We start from the raw sequence: 13809 nt of genomic DNA on the forward strand, positions 1-13809 counted from the left end.
ATGGCATGAACGTCACGCATCCTTTCGAGTTCCCCTCGTCTTGGCGCACCACTCCCGGCTGGTTGCGGGAAGGCAGCGCAGGATTGCTGTATTGGCTGCTTTTCCTGCTCGTGCTGGAACCGGACAACGTACAGCGAGCGATCCATGCCGGACACCCGCTGCAATTCGGTCACGAGGTGCCGCGCATCGCAGTCGCCGCATTGCTCGGCGCCGCGATTACCCCGTTCGTCGTGGCCGCGACGCGGCGCTTCCCGGTCGCGGGCACGCAGCGCACCGGCCATGCGTTGGCGCAAATCGGCATTGCGACCGGACTCGGCTTCGTGCTGATCCTGATTTCGTGCCTGCTCGTCGCCTGGGGATTCCAGAATCGATGGCTGCCGAGCCTCACCCATGTGCGCGAAGAACTCGTCGCCAACTGGCCGTTGCTGATCTATGCCTTGCTGGCCTTCATGGCCGCCGCACACGCCGCGCGCCACCTTCGCCCACTGCCGGAAACACGCGATGCCCCCATGCGCGCGCCATATCGCGCACGCATCGCGGTCAAGACGCGCGGACGCCACGGCTTTGCCGATCTCGCCGCGGTCGACTGGATCGAGAGTCAAGGCAACTATCTCGCCCTGCACGCGGGATCATCGTCGCACCTGATCCGTGAAACGCTGACCGCATTGGAGAGCCAGCTCGACCCGGCCGCTTTCGTCCGCATCCATCGGCGCATGATCGTCGCCGTCAGCCGCATTCGCGATCTGCGCCCGATCGCGAACGGCGACGCGCTGTTGCGCCTTGCGGGCGGGCAGGAACTGCGCGTCAGTCGCAGCTATCGCAGAACGCTTGCCGAGAAATGGCATGCGCTGCCGCCCACGCCGAATGAAGAGTAACCTGCATGATTGTTCGGTGAGTTCCCGCCCCCTGATTTCAGGCGAAATACCGCAACGGCGGCGATGGCTCCGTGGCGATACGCCAAACCTTTGCAAAAGTCTTGGGGATATTGGCCCCATTCGATTCCACCTTCCCGGCTCCGCGAAAGACCAATCGCCGGTTTATAATTGGCGGCTGTCTTCAGCCACACTGGAACACCCATGTCCGACAAGATTCTCGCGGCGCTCGGCTTGACCGGAACCGTTTCCGGCACCTACCTCGGCAACGGCGAATGGTCCAAGACCGCCGACGCCGGCCTGCTCGAAGTGATCAACCCGAGCACGCACGAAGTCATCGGCCGCGTGCATTCGGCCTCGGCCAGCGACTACGAGACGATCGTGCAGCGCGCGCAGGCCGCGTTCGCGGTGTGGCGCACGACGCCGGCGCCACGTCGCGGCGAGGCGATCCGCCTCTGCGGCGAAGCGCTGCGCAAGCACAAGGATGCGCTCGGCTCGCTCGTCGCGCTCGAAATGGGCAAGATCAAGCCCGAGGGCGATGGCGAAGTGCAGGAAATGATCGACATCGCCGACTTCGCCGTCGGCCAGTCGCGCATGCTCTACGGCAATTCGATGCACAGCGAGCGCCCGGGCCACCGCATGGGCGAGCAATGGCATCCACTCGGCCTCGTCGGCATCATCAGCGCGTTCAACTTCCCGGTCGCGGTGTGGGCGTGGAACTCGTTCATCGCCGCGGTCTGCGGCGACATTTCGATCTGGAAGCCGTCGCCGAAGACGCCGCTGTCCGCGATCACGTCGATGAAGATCTGCAACGAGGCGCTCAAAGCCGGCAGCTTCCCCGACCTGTTCTTCCTGTTCAACGATGCTGGCGTCGAACTCGCGCAGACCTTCGTCGACGACCACCGCATCCCGCTGATCAGCTTCACCGGCTCGACCGCGGTCGGGCGCACGGTCGGCGAACGCGTCGCGCGCCGCATGGGCCGCTCGCTGCTCGAACTCGGCGGCAACAATGCGATCATCGTCGACGCCAGCGCCGACCTGAAGCTCGCGATCCCGGCGATCGTGTTCGGCGCGGTCGGCACGGCCGGCCAGCGCTGCACGACGACGCGGCGTGTATTTATCCACAAATCCATTTTTTCCGACGTGGTCGGCAAGCTCGTCGCCGCCTACAAGCAGGTCGAGAAGAAGATCGGCGATCCGACCCTGGCGACGACGCTGATGGGCCCGCTCAACTCGAACGCCGCGGTCGACGGTTTTCTCGGCGCGATCGAGAAGGCCAAGGCGGCCGGCGGCAAGATCGAGACCGGCGGCGCGGCGATCGAGGGCAAGGGCAATTTCGTCCTGCCGACGATCGTCAGCGGCGTGAAGAATTCCGACGCGGTCGTGCAGACCGAAACCTTCGCGCCGATCCTCTACGCGATGCCGTTCGATACGCTGACCGAAGCGATCGAGCTGCAGAACGGCGTGCCGCAGGGCCTGTCGAGCTCGATCTTCACGCGCGACATGCAGACGGCGGAGAAGTATCTCTCGGCGGCAGGTTCGGACTGCGGCATCGCCAACGTCAACATCGGCACCTCGGGCGCCGAGATCGGCGGCGCATTCGGCGGCGAGAAGGAAACCGGCGGCGGCCGCGAATCGGGCAGCGACGCATGGAAGACGTACATGCGCCGCCAGACCAACACGATCAACTATTCGGATTCGCTGCCGCTGGCGCAGGGCATCAAGTTCGATCTTTGATTCCTTCGTTTCGTCCCGACCGATGACCTAGGAAATGCCTAACACCGATTCGACCCGACGTTTCGGCGATCGCGTTGCCGACTACGTGCGCTACCGGCCCGACTACCCGCCCGCGCTGATGGCTTGGCTACGCGACGAGCACGGCGTCTCGCCGAATTGGCTCGTCGCCGACATCGGCGCAGGCACCGGCATCTCGGCAAACATGTTTCTCGATGCCGGGCACGAGGTCGTCGCCGTCGAACCGAACGCGCCGATGCGCGCGGCGGCAGTGCGATGGCTCGGCGGAAATCCCCGATTCCGCGCGATCGATGGAACGGCCGAAGCGACCACTTTGGGCGGCGCAAGCGTCGACCTGGTTTCGGCCGCGCAGGCGTTCCACTGGTTCGATGCCGACGCGGTGCGCAGCGAATGGTCGCGCATCCTGCGCCCCGATGGACTCGCCGCCGTCTACTGGAATTCGCGCACGCTGACCGGCTCGTCCTTTCTCGAAGGCTTCGAGCAGTTGCTGCGCGACTACGGCACGGACTACGCCCAGGTTGCCGAACGCTACGAAGGCGATGCGGAGATGCGGCGCTGGTTCGGCGCCGGCTTTCGCGGCATGACGAGTTTTCCGTACCGCCAGCGGCTCGACTTCGACACCTTGCGCGGCCGCCTTCTGTCGTCGTCCTATGCGCCGAGAGCGGGCCATCCGCAACACGAGCCCATGCTGGCCGCCTTGCGCCGATTGTTCGATGCGACCGAACATGACGGGATCGTCGATTTCGACTACCGCACGCGCATCTACGTCGGCAGCGTGGCCGCATAATTCCGGCTTTCGCGTCCGGCGGAATCGCCAGCCGTCATGACAGCCGACACGCGCCGACCTCCGGAAACCATCTGCCGCGCCGGCCAATGACTGGCTCCATCAGGAACGCGCCGAGCGCAAGCGCAGCGCGTTGCCGATCACCGATACTGACGACAGGCTCATTGCCAGTGCAGCGATCATCGGATTCAGCAGCCATCCCGTGAACGGATACAGCACACCCGCGGCGATCGGCACGCCGAGCGCGTTGTAGACGAAGGCGAGGCCGAGGTTCTGGCGCATGTTCGCGACCGCGCCGCGCGAGATCGCGAGCGCGCGCACGATGCCGCGCAGATCGCCCTTGACCAGCGTCACCTGCGCGCTGGTCATCGCCACGTCGGTGCCCGTGCCCATCGCGATGCCGACGTCGGCCGCAGCCAGCGCGGGCGCGTCGTTGATGCCGTCGCCGGCCATCGCGACGCGGCAGCCTTGCGCCTTGAGCGCCGCGACGAGCTCCGCCTTGTCCTGCGGCCGCACTTCACCGTGCACTTCGTCGATGCCGAGCCGCGCGGCGATGGCCTGCGCCGTCGCTTTGCCGTCGCCGGTCGCCATGATCAGGCGCCAGCCCGCGGCGTGCAGCGCGGCGACCGCCTCGGGAGTCGACTCCTTGATCGGATCGGCCACGGCGATCAGGCCGAGCGCACGTCCGTCGGCGGCGAGGAAGACCACGCTGGCGCCGTCCCGGCGCAGCCGTTCCGCCTCGTCGCGCAAGGCCGCGACGTCGGCGCCCGCTTCGCTCATCAGCGCGGCGCTGCCGAGCGCGACGACCTGCGTGCCGACGCGTCCGCGCACGCCGCTGCCCGTCGCCGACTCGAAGTCGGCGGCGGCTTGCAGCGCGAGGCCGCGCCACCGCGCTTCAGCGACGATCGCTGCCGCGAGCGGATGCTCGCTGCCCTGCTCGAGGCTCGCGCCAAGGCACAGCACGTCGTCCGTGTTCGCGCCGGCGGTCGCGACGATTTCGCGGAATGCCGGCTTGCCCTGCGTCAGCGTGCCGGTCTTGTCGACGACCAGCGTATCGATCGTGCGCAGGCGCTCGATCGCCTCGGCGTCGCGGAACAGCACCCCCGCCTGCGCGGCGCGCCCGCTTGCAACCATGACCGTCATCGGCGTGGCGAGACCGAGCGCGCACGGACAGGCGATGATCAGCACCGCGACGGCGTTGACGATCGCGTAGGTCCACGACGGCTGCGGGCCGTACAGGCCCCAGCCGAAGAACGTCGCGACCGCCGCCGCGAGCACGGCGAGCACGAACCAGACGCTGACCTTGTCGGCGAGGCGCTGCATCGGCGCGCGCGTGCGCTGCGCCTGCGCGACGAGGTTCACGATCCGGGCGAGCGCGGTTTCCGCGCCGACTTTCTGCGCGCGGACGACGAGGCTGCCGGTGCCGTTGAGCGTCGCGCCGATCACGGCGTCGCCCGGTTTCTTCTCGACCGGAACGGGCTCTCCGCTCAGCATCGATTCGTCGACGCTCGAACGCCCGTCTACGACGACGCCGTCGACCGGCACCTTCTCGCCCGGGCGCACGCGCAGACGATCGCCGGCCTGCACCCGGTCGAGCGGCACGTCTTCTTCGGCGCCGTCGTCGCGCAGGCGCCGCGCCGTCTTCGGCGCGAGCCCGAGCAGCGCCTTGATCGCCGCCGAGGTGCTCGAACGCGCCTTGAGCTCGAGAATCTGGCCGAGCAGAGTCAACGAGATGATGATCGCCGCGGCCTCGAAATAGACGCCGACGCGGCCGTGCTCGCGGAACGAGTCCGGAAACGCCTGCGGCGCCATGGTCGCGACAACGCTGTAGCCGAACGCGGCGAGCACGCCGGTGCCGATCAGCGTCCACATGTTCGGCCGCCCGTTCGCGATCGACTGCGCCCAGCGCTCGAGGAACGGCCAGCCCGCCCAGAGCACGACCGGCGCCGCGAGCGCGAATTCGAGCCAGGTGCGCGCGCTCGCCGACCCCGCCGCGAACCAATGGCCGAACATCGCGAGCGCGAACACCGCAGCCGACAGCGGCAAGGTCCACAGGAAGCGGCGGCGGAAATCGGTCAGTTCGGGATTCTCGCGTTCGTCCAGGCTCGGCATCGCGGGTTCCAGCGCCATGCCGCAGATCGGGCATGTGCCGGGCGCGTCGCGCACGATCTCGGGATGCATCGGGCACACGTACGTCGTGCCCGCGGAGACGGACGCCGCCGGCGCGGATTTCGTCGGCGCCGGATGGCGCTGCGGGTCGGCGAGGAATTTCGTCCGGCAGCCGGCCGAACAGAACAGGTATTCCCGGCCGGCATGCGCGGCGCGATGCGGCGTGTCGGCTTCGACCTTCATGCCGCAGACCGGATCGATCGCGCTCGCCGGCGCACACGCCGGCCCGTGCGCGCCGCAGCAACCCGGCGCCGCGGGCGCAGGAGCGTGTTCGTGCGAATGTTCGTGTGCCGACATCAGTTCCGCTCCTCTTCATTCCAAAGTCCGGGCCAGCATGTCCGGAGTCAACCGGCGGATTCCGCATGCCGCGGCGCCTACCGGCCCGCATACGGCAGCAATGCTCCGAACGCAAGCCCTCTCCCCCGCATGCTTTACGCGGGGGAGAGGGTTGGGTGAGGGGGCGCTTCTGCTTCGCGATGCCATCGCATCTTGCCGCAAAGATCAAGAGCGCCCCCACCCAACCCTCTCCCCCCAAGCTTTGCTTGGGGGGAGAGGGCTCGAGTTCGGAGCATTGCGTCCGCCAGCGCGGGCGAACCGGTTTGGGTATGATCCGGCACAACCCAATCCGGAATCGCCGCGATGAATTCCAACGTATCGGCACCCACCAGCCCGACGGCGATCGCCAGCCTCGTCTTCGGCATCCTGAGCTGGATCGCGATTCCGTTCATCGGCGCGATCGTCGCCATCGTCTGCGGGCATCTCGCCCGCGGCGAAATACGCCGCGCGCCGCCGGGCACGCTGCACGGCGACGGCCTCGCCGTCGGCGGCCTGATCCTCGGCTATCTGCACATCCTCATCGTCGTCTGCTTCGTCGTGTTCGCGTTCACGTTCCTCGGCGGCATCGCCTGGTTCGCCGCGCACCTGCACTGACGCCGGCGCGGCGCCGTGCCGTCCGGCGGCCTGCGGCTTGACTCCGCCCGATATGGACATTAGCATGAACATGCACATATCGTGCAGTCGGGCGAACGCCATGAAAACCGAACGGGTAACCTTGCTGACCACGCCCAAGTTCAAGGCGTTCCTGGGCAGCGAAGCCAAGCGCGAAGGAATCAGCGTCGCCGAACTGGTGCGCAATCGTTTCGAACCGCAGCCGTCGGCCGAAGCCGCGATGATCGAAACACTGACGGCGGAACTCGCGGCGCGCCTGAAGGAAGCGCGCACCACATTGAACGAGGGCCTTGCGGAGTTTCACGCCTGGCTCGCCGAGAAGAACGGCGCGCCGGCGAAGCAACGCAAGCGTGCGGCGGTCCGCCGCGGGCGCGCATGAGCCTGTTTTCCGACAGCATCAAGACGATCCGCGATGCGCTGAAGATGGCCGACGACGTGAAGGCGGCCGGCGAAGCGTTGAAGCTGATCACCCAGGAGTTGCGCGAGCACGACCGCCGCATCACCCGCCTCGAGGCACGATGGGAGACGGCGATGCAGCTCACCGCCTTGCGCAACGCGCGCCGACTCGGCAAGGACGAATGACTTGCCGCAGCGACGGACGCCTGTGCCGGGCGGCGTGACCGGATAGCGATCTTGTACGCCCTCGCCCGCCCCTTCCTTTTCTGTCTCGACGCCGAGCGCGCGCACGATCTCGCGCTGACGTCGATCGAGGCCGCGTATCGCACGGGCCTCAACCCGCTGCTCGCGCCGAAACCCGTGCCGCTGCCGACGCGCGTGTTCGGCATCGATTTCGCCAATCCGGTCGGGCTCGCCGCCGGCCTCGACAAGAACGGCGCCCATGTCGACGCCCTCGCCGCGCTCGGCTTCGGCTTCATCGAAGTCGGCACGACCACACCTCGCGCGCAAGAAGGAAACCCCAGGCCGCGCATGTTCCGCCTGCCGGAACACGAGGCCGTGATCAACCGGCTCGGTTTCAACAACGGCGGCGTCGACGCGCTCGTGCGCAACGTCGAACGGGCGAAGTTCGCAGGCCCGCTCGGCATCAACATCGGCAAGAACAAGGACACGCCGAACGAACGCGCGGTCGACGATTACCTGCACTGCCTCGAACGCGTCTACGCACGCGCAAGCTACGTCACCGTCAATATTTCCTCGCCGAACACGCAAGGCCTGCGCGACCTGCAGGAAGAGGAAACGCTCAAGCGCTTCGTCGGCACCCTGCGCGAACGCCAGGAGCGACTCGCCGCACAGCACGGCGCGCGCAAGCCGATGCTGCTCAAGATCGCGCCGGACCTCGGCGAAACCAAACTCGACGGCATCGCCGCGGTGCTGCTGGCCGCGAAGATCGACGGCCTGATCTGCACGAACACGACGATCGCGCGCGAGGCGATCGCGGGCGCCGCGCATGCGCACGAAGCCGGCGGCCTTTCCGGCAAACCGCTGATGGCCAAGGCGACGGCGGTGCTGCGCGGCATGGCCCGGCGGCTTGGCAACCGGATTCCGCTCGTCGGCGTCGGCGGCATCACGCGCGGTGCGGACGCGGCGGAAAAATTCGCCGCGGGCGCGAGCCTCGTGCAGTTCTATTCGGGCCTGGTCTTTCGCGGGCCGGCGCTGATCGGCGACTGCGTCGAAGCGCTGCGCGCGCGCGGCGGCGAAACGGCATGAACGACAGCCGCGCGTCCGCCGCCGCGAACTTCGGCTACACGGTCCACGAGAACGCCTCGCTACTCGACCGCACGACGTTCCGCGTGCCCGCGCGCGCGGCGACGCTGATCGACGTGCACGAATTCGACGCGGTGCCGCGTCTGCTCGAACAGGCTGGCGCGCAGAACCGCGAAGTGCTTGTCCTCGGCGGCGGCAGCAACGTGCTGTTCACGCGCGACTGGCCCGGCATCGTGCTCGCCCTGCGCACGCGCGGCCTGGATATCGTCGAACAACACGTGCCAGGCGCGCCCGGCGACGCCGCGATCGTGCGAGCGGCGGCAGGCGAAACCTGGGACGACTTCGTGCACTGGACGCTGGCCCACGGCCTGCGCGGCCTCGAGAACCTCGCGCTGATTCCCGGCAGCGTCGGCGCGGCGCCGATCCAGAACATCGGCGCCTACGGCGTCGAGGTCGGCGAGTTCGTGCACGCCGTGCAGGCGTTCGACCGGACGACGAATTCGATCGTGCGCCTCGACCGCGCCGCCTGCGCCTTCGCCTATCGCGATTCGCTGTTCAAGCGCGAAGCCGGCAGGTATCTGATCGCCGCGGTCGATTTCCTGCTGCCGCGCGAACGCGCGCTGCGTCTGGATTACGACGGTGTGCGCGAAGAACTGGCTGCGATGGGCGCGACCGACCCCGATGCCCGCGCCGTCGCGCACGCGATCTCGCGCGTGCGCACGCGCAAGCTGCCCGACCCGGTCACCACCGGCAACGCCGGCAGCTTCTTCAAGAATCCCATCGTCGCGGCGGGCGTGGCCGACGCGCTCAGGCACGAAAACGCGAAGATGCCCGTCTGGCCGGTCAACGACGGACACGCGAAACTGTCCGCCGCATGGCTGATCGAAGCCTGCGGGCTGAAAGGTTTCCGCGACGGCAACGCCGGCGTCTCCAGCCAGCACGCGCTCGTGCTGATCAACCACGGCAATGCCAGCGGCGCACAGATATGGGCGCTCGCCCGGCACGTGATGGATGCCGTGCAGGCGCGCTTCGGCGTGCGTCTCGAAGCCGAACCGCTGATCGTCTGACGGCGCGCCGCCTGACGATGGCCGCCCTGCATTTCCCGCAGCGCTCTGCGAGAAATGCGGGCTGGACGGAATCAGGTCGTCACCCGGTCCCAGAACTGCTTGACGCTGTCGAGCCACGACGACGCACGCGGCGTGTGCGCGGCGTGGTCGTCGCCGAAGCTGTCGTCGAACTGCTGCAGCAATTCCTTCTGCTGCTTGCTGAGCTTGACCGGCGTCTCGACGACGACGCGGCAGAGCAGGTCGCCGACGTGACCGGTGCGCACGTTGCGCACGCCCTTGCCGCGCAGCTTGAACAGCTTGCCGGTCTGGGTCTCGGGCGGAATCTTGATCGTGGCCTCGCCGCCGAGCGTGGGCACCTCCAGTTCGGCGCCGAGCGCGGCCTGCGAGAAGCGGATCGGCACTTCGCAATGGAGATCGTCCTGCTGGCGCTGGAAGATCGCATGCTCGCGCACCTGCACTTCGACGTAGAGATCGCCTGCGGGCGCACCGGCCGGGCCGGCTTCGCCCTCGCCCGTGAGCCGGATGCGGTCGCCGGTGTCGACGCCGGCCGGAATCTTCACTTCGAGATGTTTCTCGCGGCGCACGCGGCCCTCGCCGCGACAGGTCTTGCACGGATTGGCGATCGCCTTGCCGCTGCCGCCGCAGTGCGGACAGGTCTGCTGGATCGAGAAGATGCCGTTCTGCATGCGCACGCGGCCGTGGCCCTGGCAGGTGGCGCAGGCGGAAAGCTTGCCGTCGGCCGAACCCGAGCCGTCGCATTTCTCGCACGCGGCGAGCGTCGGCACGACTATCGTCTTTTCGATGCCGAACACCGCTTCCTCGAGCTCGAGGTCGAGCAGGTAGCGCAGGTCGGAACCGCGCCGCTGGCGGGCACCGCGGCCGCCGCCGAAGATGTCGGAGAAGATGTCGCCGAAGATGTCGCCGACGTCGGCGTGAAAGCCGCCGTCGCCACCCATGCCGTGCTCGAACGCGGCATGGCCGTGGCGATCGTACAGCGCGCGCTTCTGCGGATCGCCGAGGACGTCGTAGGCTTCCTTGACCGCCTTGAAATGCGCTTCGCAGTCCTTGTCACCCGGGTTGCGGTCCGGGTGATATTTCATCGCGAGGCGACGGAATGCGGTCTTCAGCTCACCGTCGCTGGCGGTGCGCTCGACGGAAAGGACTTCGTAGTAGCAACGCTTGCTCATGGGTTTTCGGAAAGATGCTTTTCGATGCGCCGGTCCGGAATCAGCCAGAGTGCGGCGACGACAGCGTACAGCAGGCAGGATGCCTTGGGCATCCAGAACGCCTTCGCCGCCGAATCGACTATGAGTGCGGAAAGCGCCGATGCAATACCCGCGACGTACAACGCGGGCGAAACCTTGGCCTTCCAGTCGCCGGCATCGCCGCCGAGCGCCTGCGCCAGGCGGCTGTTCATGCCACCGTTGCAGGCGATCAGCGAGCGGCTCAGCGGAATCCACGCGATCGCGGCCATCAGCAGCACGAATCCGTACGCCGCCGCGGGCGCCGCGGCCGGAAATTCGCGTCCGACTTCGCCATGCGCCTCGTTGAGCCACGCCGTGGTAAACGGAATCAGCGACAGCCAGAACAGCAGGAACAAGTTCGCCCACATCACCTTGCCATCGATCTTCTCGACGGCGTGCATGAGATGGTGGTGGTTGTTCCAATAGATGCCGACGTAGACGAAGCTGAGCACGTAACTCAGGAACACCGGCCAGTTGTCGAGCAATGCGGCGAACGTCGCCTCGTGCGGCGGCTTCAGTTCGAGCACCATGATCGTGATGATCACGGCGATCACGCCATCGGTGAAGGCTTCCAGTCTGTTTTTTTCCATAGCCCCATCCCCAAACTGCATATAGCAAATCGGGGCCATGACAGCCCCGATTCGCTCCGATGACGGCGTGATTTTACTTCTTGTCTTTCACTTCGGTGAACTCGGCGTCGACGACGTCGTCCTTCGGCGCCGAACCGCCACCGGCCTGCGCGCCGGCATCGCCGGTTGGACCGCCCTGACCCGCCGCAGCCGCGGCGGCCGCCAGCGACTGCGCGGCAGACTCGAGCGCGGCGATCTTCGACTCGATCGCATCCTTGTCCTCGCTCTTCATGACCTTCTCGAGGTCGGCGAGCGCGGTTTCGATCGCGCCGATCTGGCCGCCGTCGACCTTGCCGCCGTGCTCCTTGACCGCCGCGCGCGTCGCATGGACGAGCTGGTCGGCCTTGTTGCGCGTGGCGACGAGTTCGTGGAACTTCTTGTCCTCTTCCTTGTTCGCCTCGGCGTCGCGCACCATCCGCTGGATCTCGTCCTCGTTCAGGCCCGAACCGGCCTTGATCTCGATGCGCTGCTCCTTGCCGGTCTTCTTGTCCTTGGCCGAGACATGCAGGATGCCGTTCGCGTCGATGTCGAACGAGACTTCGACCTGCGGCATGCCGCGCGGCGCCGCCTCGATGCCTGCCAGATCGAATTTTGCAAGCGACTTGTTCGCGCTCGCGCGCTCGCGCTCGCCCTGCAGCACGTGTACGGTGACCGCAGTCTGGTTGTCCTCGGCGGTCGAGAACGTCTGCGAGGCTTTGGTCGGGATCGTCGTGTTCTTCTCGATCAGCTTGGTCATCACGCCACCGAGCGTCTCGATGCCGAGCGAAAGCGGGGTGACGTCGAGCAGCAGCACGTCCTTGACCGAGCCGCCGAGCACGCCGCCCTGGATCGCAGCGCCCACGGCGACGGCTTCGTCCGGATTGACGTCCTTGCGCGGCTCCTTGCCGAAGAAGGTCTTCACCGCCTCCTGCACCTTGGGCATGCGCGTCTGGCCGCCAACGAGGATGACCTCGCTGATGTCCGCGACCTTCAGACCGGCGTCGTTGATCGCCGTGCGGCACGGCGCGATCGTCTTCTCGATCAGGTCGGCCACGAGCGCTTCGAGCTTGGCGCGCGTCAGCTTGATGTTGAGATGCTTCGGACCCGACGCGTCCGCCGTGATGTACGGCAGGTTCACTTCGGTCTGGTGCGCGCTCGACAGCTCGATCTTCGCGCGCTCGGCCGCGTCCTTCAGGCGCTGCAGCGCGAGCGAGTCGTTCTTGAGGTCGACGCCCGATTCCTTCTTGAACTCCTCGACGAGGAAGTCGATCAGGCGCTTGTCGAAGTCCTCGCCGCCGAGGAACGTGTCGCCGTTCGTCGCCAGCACCTCGAACTGCTTCTCGCCGTCGACGTTCGCGATCTCGATGATCGACACGTCGAACGTGCCGCCGCCCAAGTCGTAGACCGCGACCTTGCGGTCGCCGCCCTGCTTGTCGATGCCGTAGGCGAGCGCGGCCGCGGTCGGCTCGTTGATGATGCGCTTGACGTCGAGGCCGGCGATGCGGCCGGCGTCCTTGGTTGCCTGGCGCTGCGAGTCGTTGAAGTACGCGGGCACGGTGATGACGGCCTCGGTGACCGGCTCGCCGAGGAAGTCCTCGGCCGTCTTCTTCATCTTCATGAGCACCTGCGCGGAGACTTCCGGCGGCGCCATCTGCTTGCCGCCCGCGGTCGCCACCCAGGCGTCGCCGTTGTCGTGCGCGAGGATCTTGTACGGCACGAGGCCGATGTCCTTCTGCACCTCGGCGTCGGTGAACTTGCGCCCGATCAGGCGCTTCACCGCGTAGAAGGTGTTCTTCGGATTGGTCACCGCCTGGCGCTTGGCGGTGGCACCGACGAGGATCTCGTTGTCCTTGTAGGCGACGATCGACGGCGTGGTGCGATCGCCTTCGGAATTCTCGATCACGCGCGCCGTCGCGCCTTCCATGACCGCCACGCACGAGTTGGTCGTGCCGAGGTCGATGCCGATGATTTTACCCATGTCTAAATCTCCAGAAAATTTGGGCGGCGCGACGGCCGCGGATGTCAGCTAGATGAGGGATTCGTCAGTTCAATTCAAGCGCCGTTTTATTTGGCGACGGTGACCAGCGCCGGCCGCAACAGCCGCTCGTTCAGCACGTAGCCCTTCTGCACCACGGCGACCACCGTATTCGACGCTTTACCCGGCGCATCGATCATGCTGACGGCCTGGTGCTGCTCCGGATTGAACGGCTGGCCGACCGGATCGACGGCCTTGAGGCCATTGGTTTCGGCCACCTTGAGCAGCGCCTTCAACGTCAATTCCATGCCTTCGCGCAGCCCGTTGACGTCGGCCGTCTGGATGGCCAAACCGCGTTCGAGGCCGTCGCATACCGGCAGCAGGTCGCCGAGCAGACGCTCGTTGGCGAACTTGCGCGCCTGCTCGAGGTCGCGCTGCAGGCGCTTGCGCTGGTTCTCGATCTCGGCGCGCTCGCGCAGCAACAGGTCGCGCATCTCGCCGAGCTTGGCCTCGTATTCGTTGACGAGTTTGCCGAGTTCGTCGCCCTCGTTCTGCTGAGTGGCCGCGTCGACGGTCGCTTCCTCGCCGGGCGGATTCGACTCATTCGGTCGTGTGTTTTCGGTGCTCACATTCACTCCGTTAAGCAATGCGCCGCCCGCAGCCCGAAACTGCTTGCCGCAATCAAACATTCTACCCCGGCGGGGTTATGGGGTCTGCCACCGTCG

General features: G+C 66.9%; 13 protein-coding genes. 8 read left to right on the forward strand and 5 right to left on the reverse strand.

Annotated features, from left to right (window positions below; all coding sequences use genetic code 11):
* The first annotated feature begins 5 nt into the window (after nucleotides 1-5).
* The 3 genes from QM741_RS00680 to QM741_RS00690 all read left to right on the forward strand — a co-directional run bounded on the left by QM741_RS00680 (nucleotide 6) and on the right by QM741_RS00690 (nucleotide 3414).
* Nucleotides 6-875 (forward strand): LytR/AlgR family response regulator transcription factor, encoded by an 870-nt coding sequence (locus QM741_RS00680; RefSeq protein ID WP_415205842.1) that lies wholly within the window; start codon nucleotides 6-8, stop codon nucleotides 873-875.
* A 201-nt stretch (nucleotides 876-1076) separates the two neighbouring features.
* On the forward strand, nucleotides 1077-2609 hold the full coding sequence (locus QM741_RS00685) for an aldehyde dehydrogenase family protein (RefSeq protein ID WP_415205843.1): 1533 nt from the start codon (nucleotides 1077-1079) through the stop codon (nucleotides 2607-2609).
* Between the two features lie 34 nt (nucleotides 2610-2643).
* Nucleotides 2644-3414 carry a class I SAM-dependent methyltransferase gene (locus QM741_RS00690; RefSeq protein WP_415205844.1) on the forward strand — a complete coding sequence of 257 codons (771 nt, stop codon included), beginning with the start codon at nucleotides 2644-2646 and terminating at the stop codon, nucleotides 3412-3414.
* Nucleotides 3415-3513: 99 nt separating this feature from the next.
* Here QM741_RS00690 and QM741_RS00695 read toward each other — a convergent pair whose 3' ends face one another.
* Complete coding sequence (locus QM741_RS00695) at nucleotides 3514-5763, reverse strand: heavy metal translocating P-type ATPase (protein WP_415209047.1); 2250 nt, start codon at nucleotides 5761-5763, stop codon at nucleotides 3514-3516.
* Nucleotides 5764-6219: 456 nt separating this feature from the next.
* Between QM741_RS00695 and QM741_RS00700 the strand changes: the two genes are divergently transcribed.
* The 5 genes from QM741_RS00700 (at nucleotide 6220) to murB (ending at nucleotide 9257) form a co-directional block, all read left to right on the forward strand.
* Entirely contained in the window at nucleotides 6220-6510 is a 291-nt protein-coding gene (locus QM741_RS00700; protein ID WP_415205845.1) for a DUF4190 domain-containing protein, read from the forward strand.
* A gap of 100 nt (nucleotides 6511-6610) precedes the next feature.
* A complete protein-coding gene (locus QM741_RS00705; RefSeq protein ID WP_415205846.1) occupies nucleotides 6611-6907 on the forward strand; it encodes a hypothetical protein in 297 nt (98 codons plus the stop codon).
* Complete coding sequence (locus QM741_RS00710; RefSeq protein ID WP_415205847.1) at nucleotides 6904-7110, forward strand: hypothetical protein; 207 nt, start codon at nucleotides 6904-6906, stop codon at nucleotides 7108-7110. The genes QM741_RS00705 and QM741_RS00710 overlap by 4 nt, the downstream gene beginning before the upstream one ends.
* Before the next feature lie 51 nt (nucleotides 7111-7161).
* Nucleotides 7162-8193, forward strand: coding sequence for a quinone-dependent dihydroorotate dehydrogenase (locus QM741_RS00715; RefSeq protein ID WP_415205848.1), 1032 nt, complete (start codon nucleotides 7162-7164; stop codon nucleotides 8191-8193).
* On the forward strand, nucleotides 8190-9257 hold the full coding sequence (gene murB, locus QM741_RS00720; protein ID WP_415205849.1) for a UDP-N-acetylmuramate dehydrogenase: 1068 nt from the start codon (nucleotides 8190-8192) through the stop codon (nucleotides 9255-9257). Before QM741_RS00715 ends, murB begins: the two co-directional genes overlap by 4 nt.
* 71 nt (nucleotides 9258-9328) lie before the next feature.
* Here murB and dnaJ read toward each other — a convergent pair whose 3' ends face one another.
* The 4 genes from dnaJ to grpE all read right to left on the reverse strand — a co-directional run bounded on the left by dnaJ (nucleotide 9329) and on the right by grpE (nucleotide 13713).
* A complete protein-coding gene (gene dnaJ, locus QM741_RS00725) occupies nucleotides 9329-10444 on the reverse strand; it encodes a molecular chaperone DnaJ (RefSeq protein ID WP_415205850.1) in 1116 nt (371 codons plus the stop codon).
* On the reverse strand, nucleotides 10441-11091 hold the full coding sequence (locus QM741_RS00730; protein ID WP_415205851.1) for a TMEM175 family protein: 651 nt from the start codon (nucleotides 11089-11091) through the stop codon (nucleotides 10441-10443). Before QM741_RS00730 ends, dnaJ begins: the two co-directional genes overlap by 4 nt.
* 73 nt (nucleotides 11092-11164) lie before the next feature.
* Complete coding sequence (gene dnaK / locus QM741_RS00735; protein WP_415205852.1) at nucleotides 11165-13087, reverse strand: molecular chaperone DnaK; 1923 nt, start codon at nucleotides 13085-13087, stop codon at nucleotides 11165-11167.
* 86 nt (nucleotides 13088-13173) lie between these two features.
* On the reverse strand, nucleotides 13174-13713 hold the full coding sequence (gene grpE / locus QM741_RS00740; RefSeq protein WP_415205853.1) for a nucleotide exchange factor GrpE: 540 nt from the start codon (nucleotides 13711-13713) through the stop codon (nucleotides 13174-13176).
* Nucleotides 13714-13809 lie beyond the last annotated feature (96 nt).

The organism is Rudaea sp. (genome assembly GCF_047601565.1).
Lineage (GTDB): Bacteria > Pseudomonadota > Gammaproteobacteria > Xanthomonadales > Rhodanobacteraceae > Rudaea.

Bases quoted from the DNA above. Each gene is read 5' to 3' on its own strand.
- QM741_RS00680 (WP_415205842.1), top strand. From the start codon at position 6: ATGAACGTCACGCATCCTTTCGAGTTCCCCTCGTCTTGGCGCACCACT.
- QM741_RS00685 (WP_415205843.1), top strand. From the start codon at position 1,077: ATGTCCGACAAGATTCTCGCGGCGCTCGGCTTGACCGGAACCGTTTCC.
- QM741_RS00690 (WP_415205844.1), top strand. From the start codon at position 2,644: ATGCCTAACACCGATTCGACCCGACGTTTCGGCGATCGCGTTGCCGAC.
- QM741_RS00695 (WP_415209047.1), bottom strand. From the start codon at position 5,763: ATGAAGGTCGAAGCCGACACGCCGCATCGCGCCGCGCATGCCGGCCGG.
- QM741_RS00700 (WP_415205845.1), top strand. From the start codon at position 6,220: ATGAATTCCAACGTATCGGCACCCACCAGCCCGACGGCGATCGCCAGC.
- QM741_RS00705 (WP_415205846.1), top strand. From the start codon at position 6,611: ATGAAAACCGAACGGGTAACCTTGCTGACCACGCCCAAGTTCAAGGCG.
- QM741_RS00710 (WP_415205847.1), top strand. From the start codon at position 6,904: ATGAGCCTGTTTTCCGACAGCATCAAGACGATCCGCGATGCGCTGAAG.
- murB (WP_415205849.1), top strand. From the start codon at position 8,190: ATGAACGACAGCCGCGCGTCCGCCGCCGCGAACTTCGGCTACACGGTC.
- dnaJ (WP_415205850.1), bottom strand. From the start codon at position 10,444: ATGAGCAAGCGTTGCTACTACGAAGTCCTTTCCGTCGAGCGCACCGCC.
- QM741_RS00730 (WP_415205851.1), bottom strand. From the start codon at position 11,091: ATGGAAAAAAACAGACTGGAAGCCTTCACCGATGGCGTGATCGCCGTG.
- dnaK (WP_415205852.1), bottom strand. From the start codon at position 13,087: ATGGGTAAAATCATCGGCATCGACCTCGGCACGACCAACTCGTGCGTG.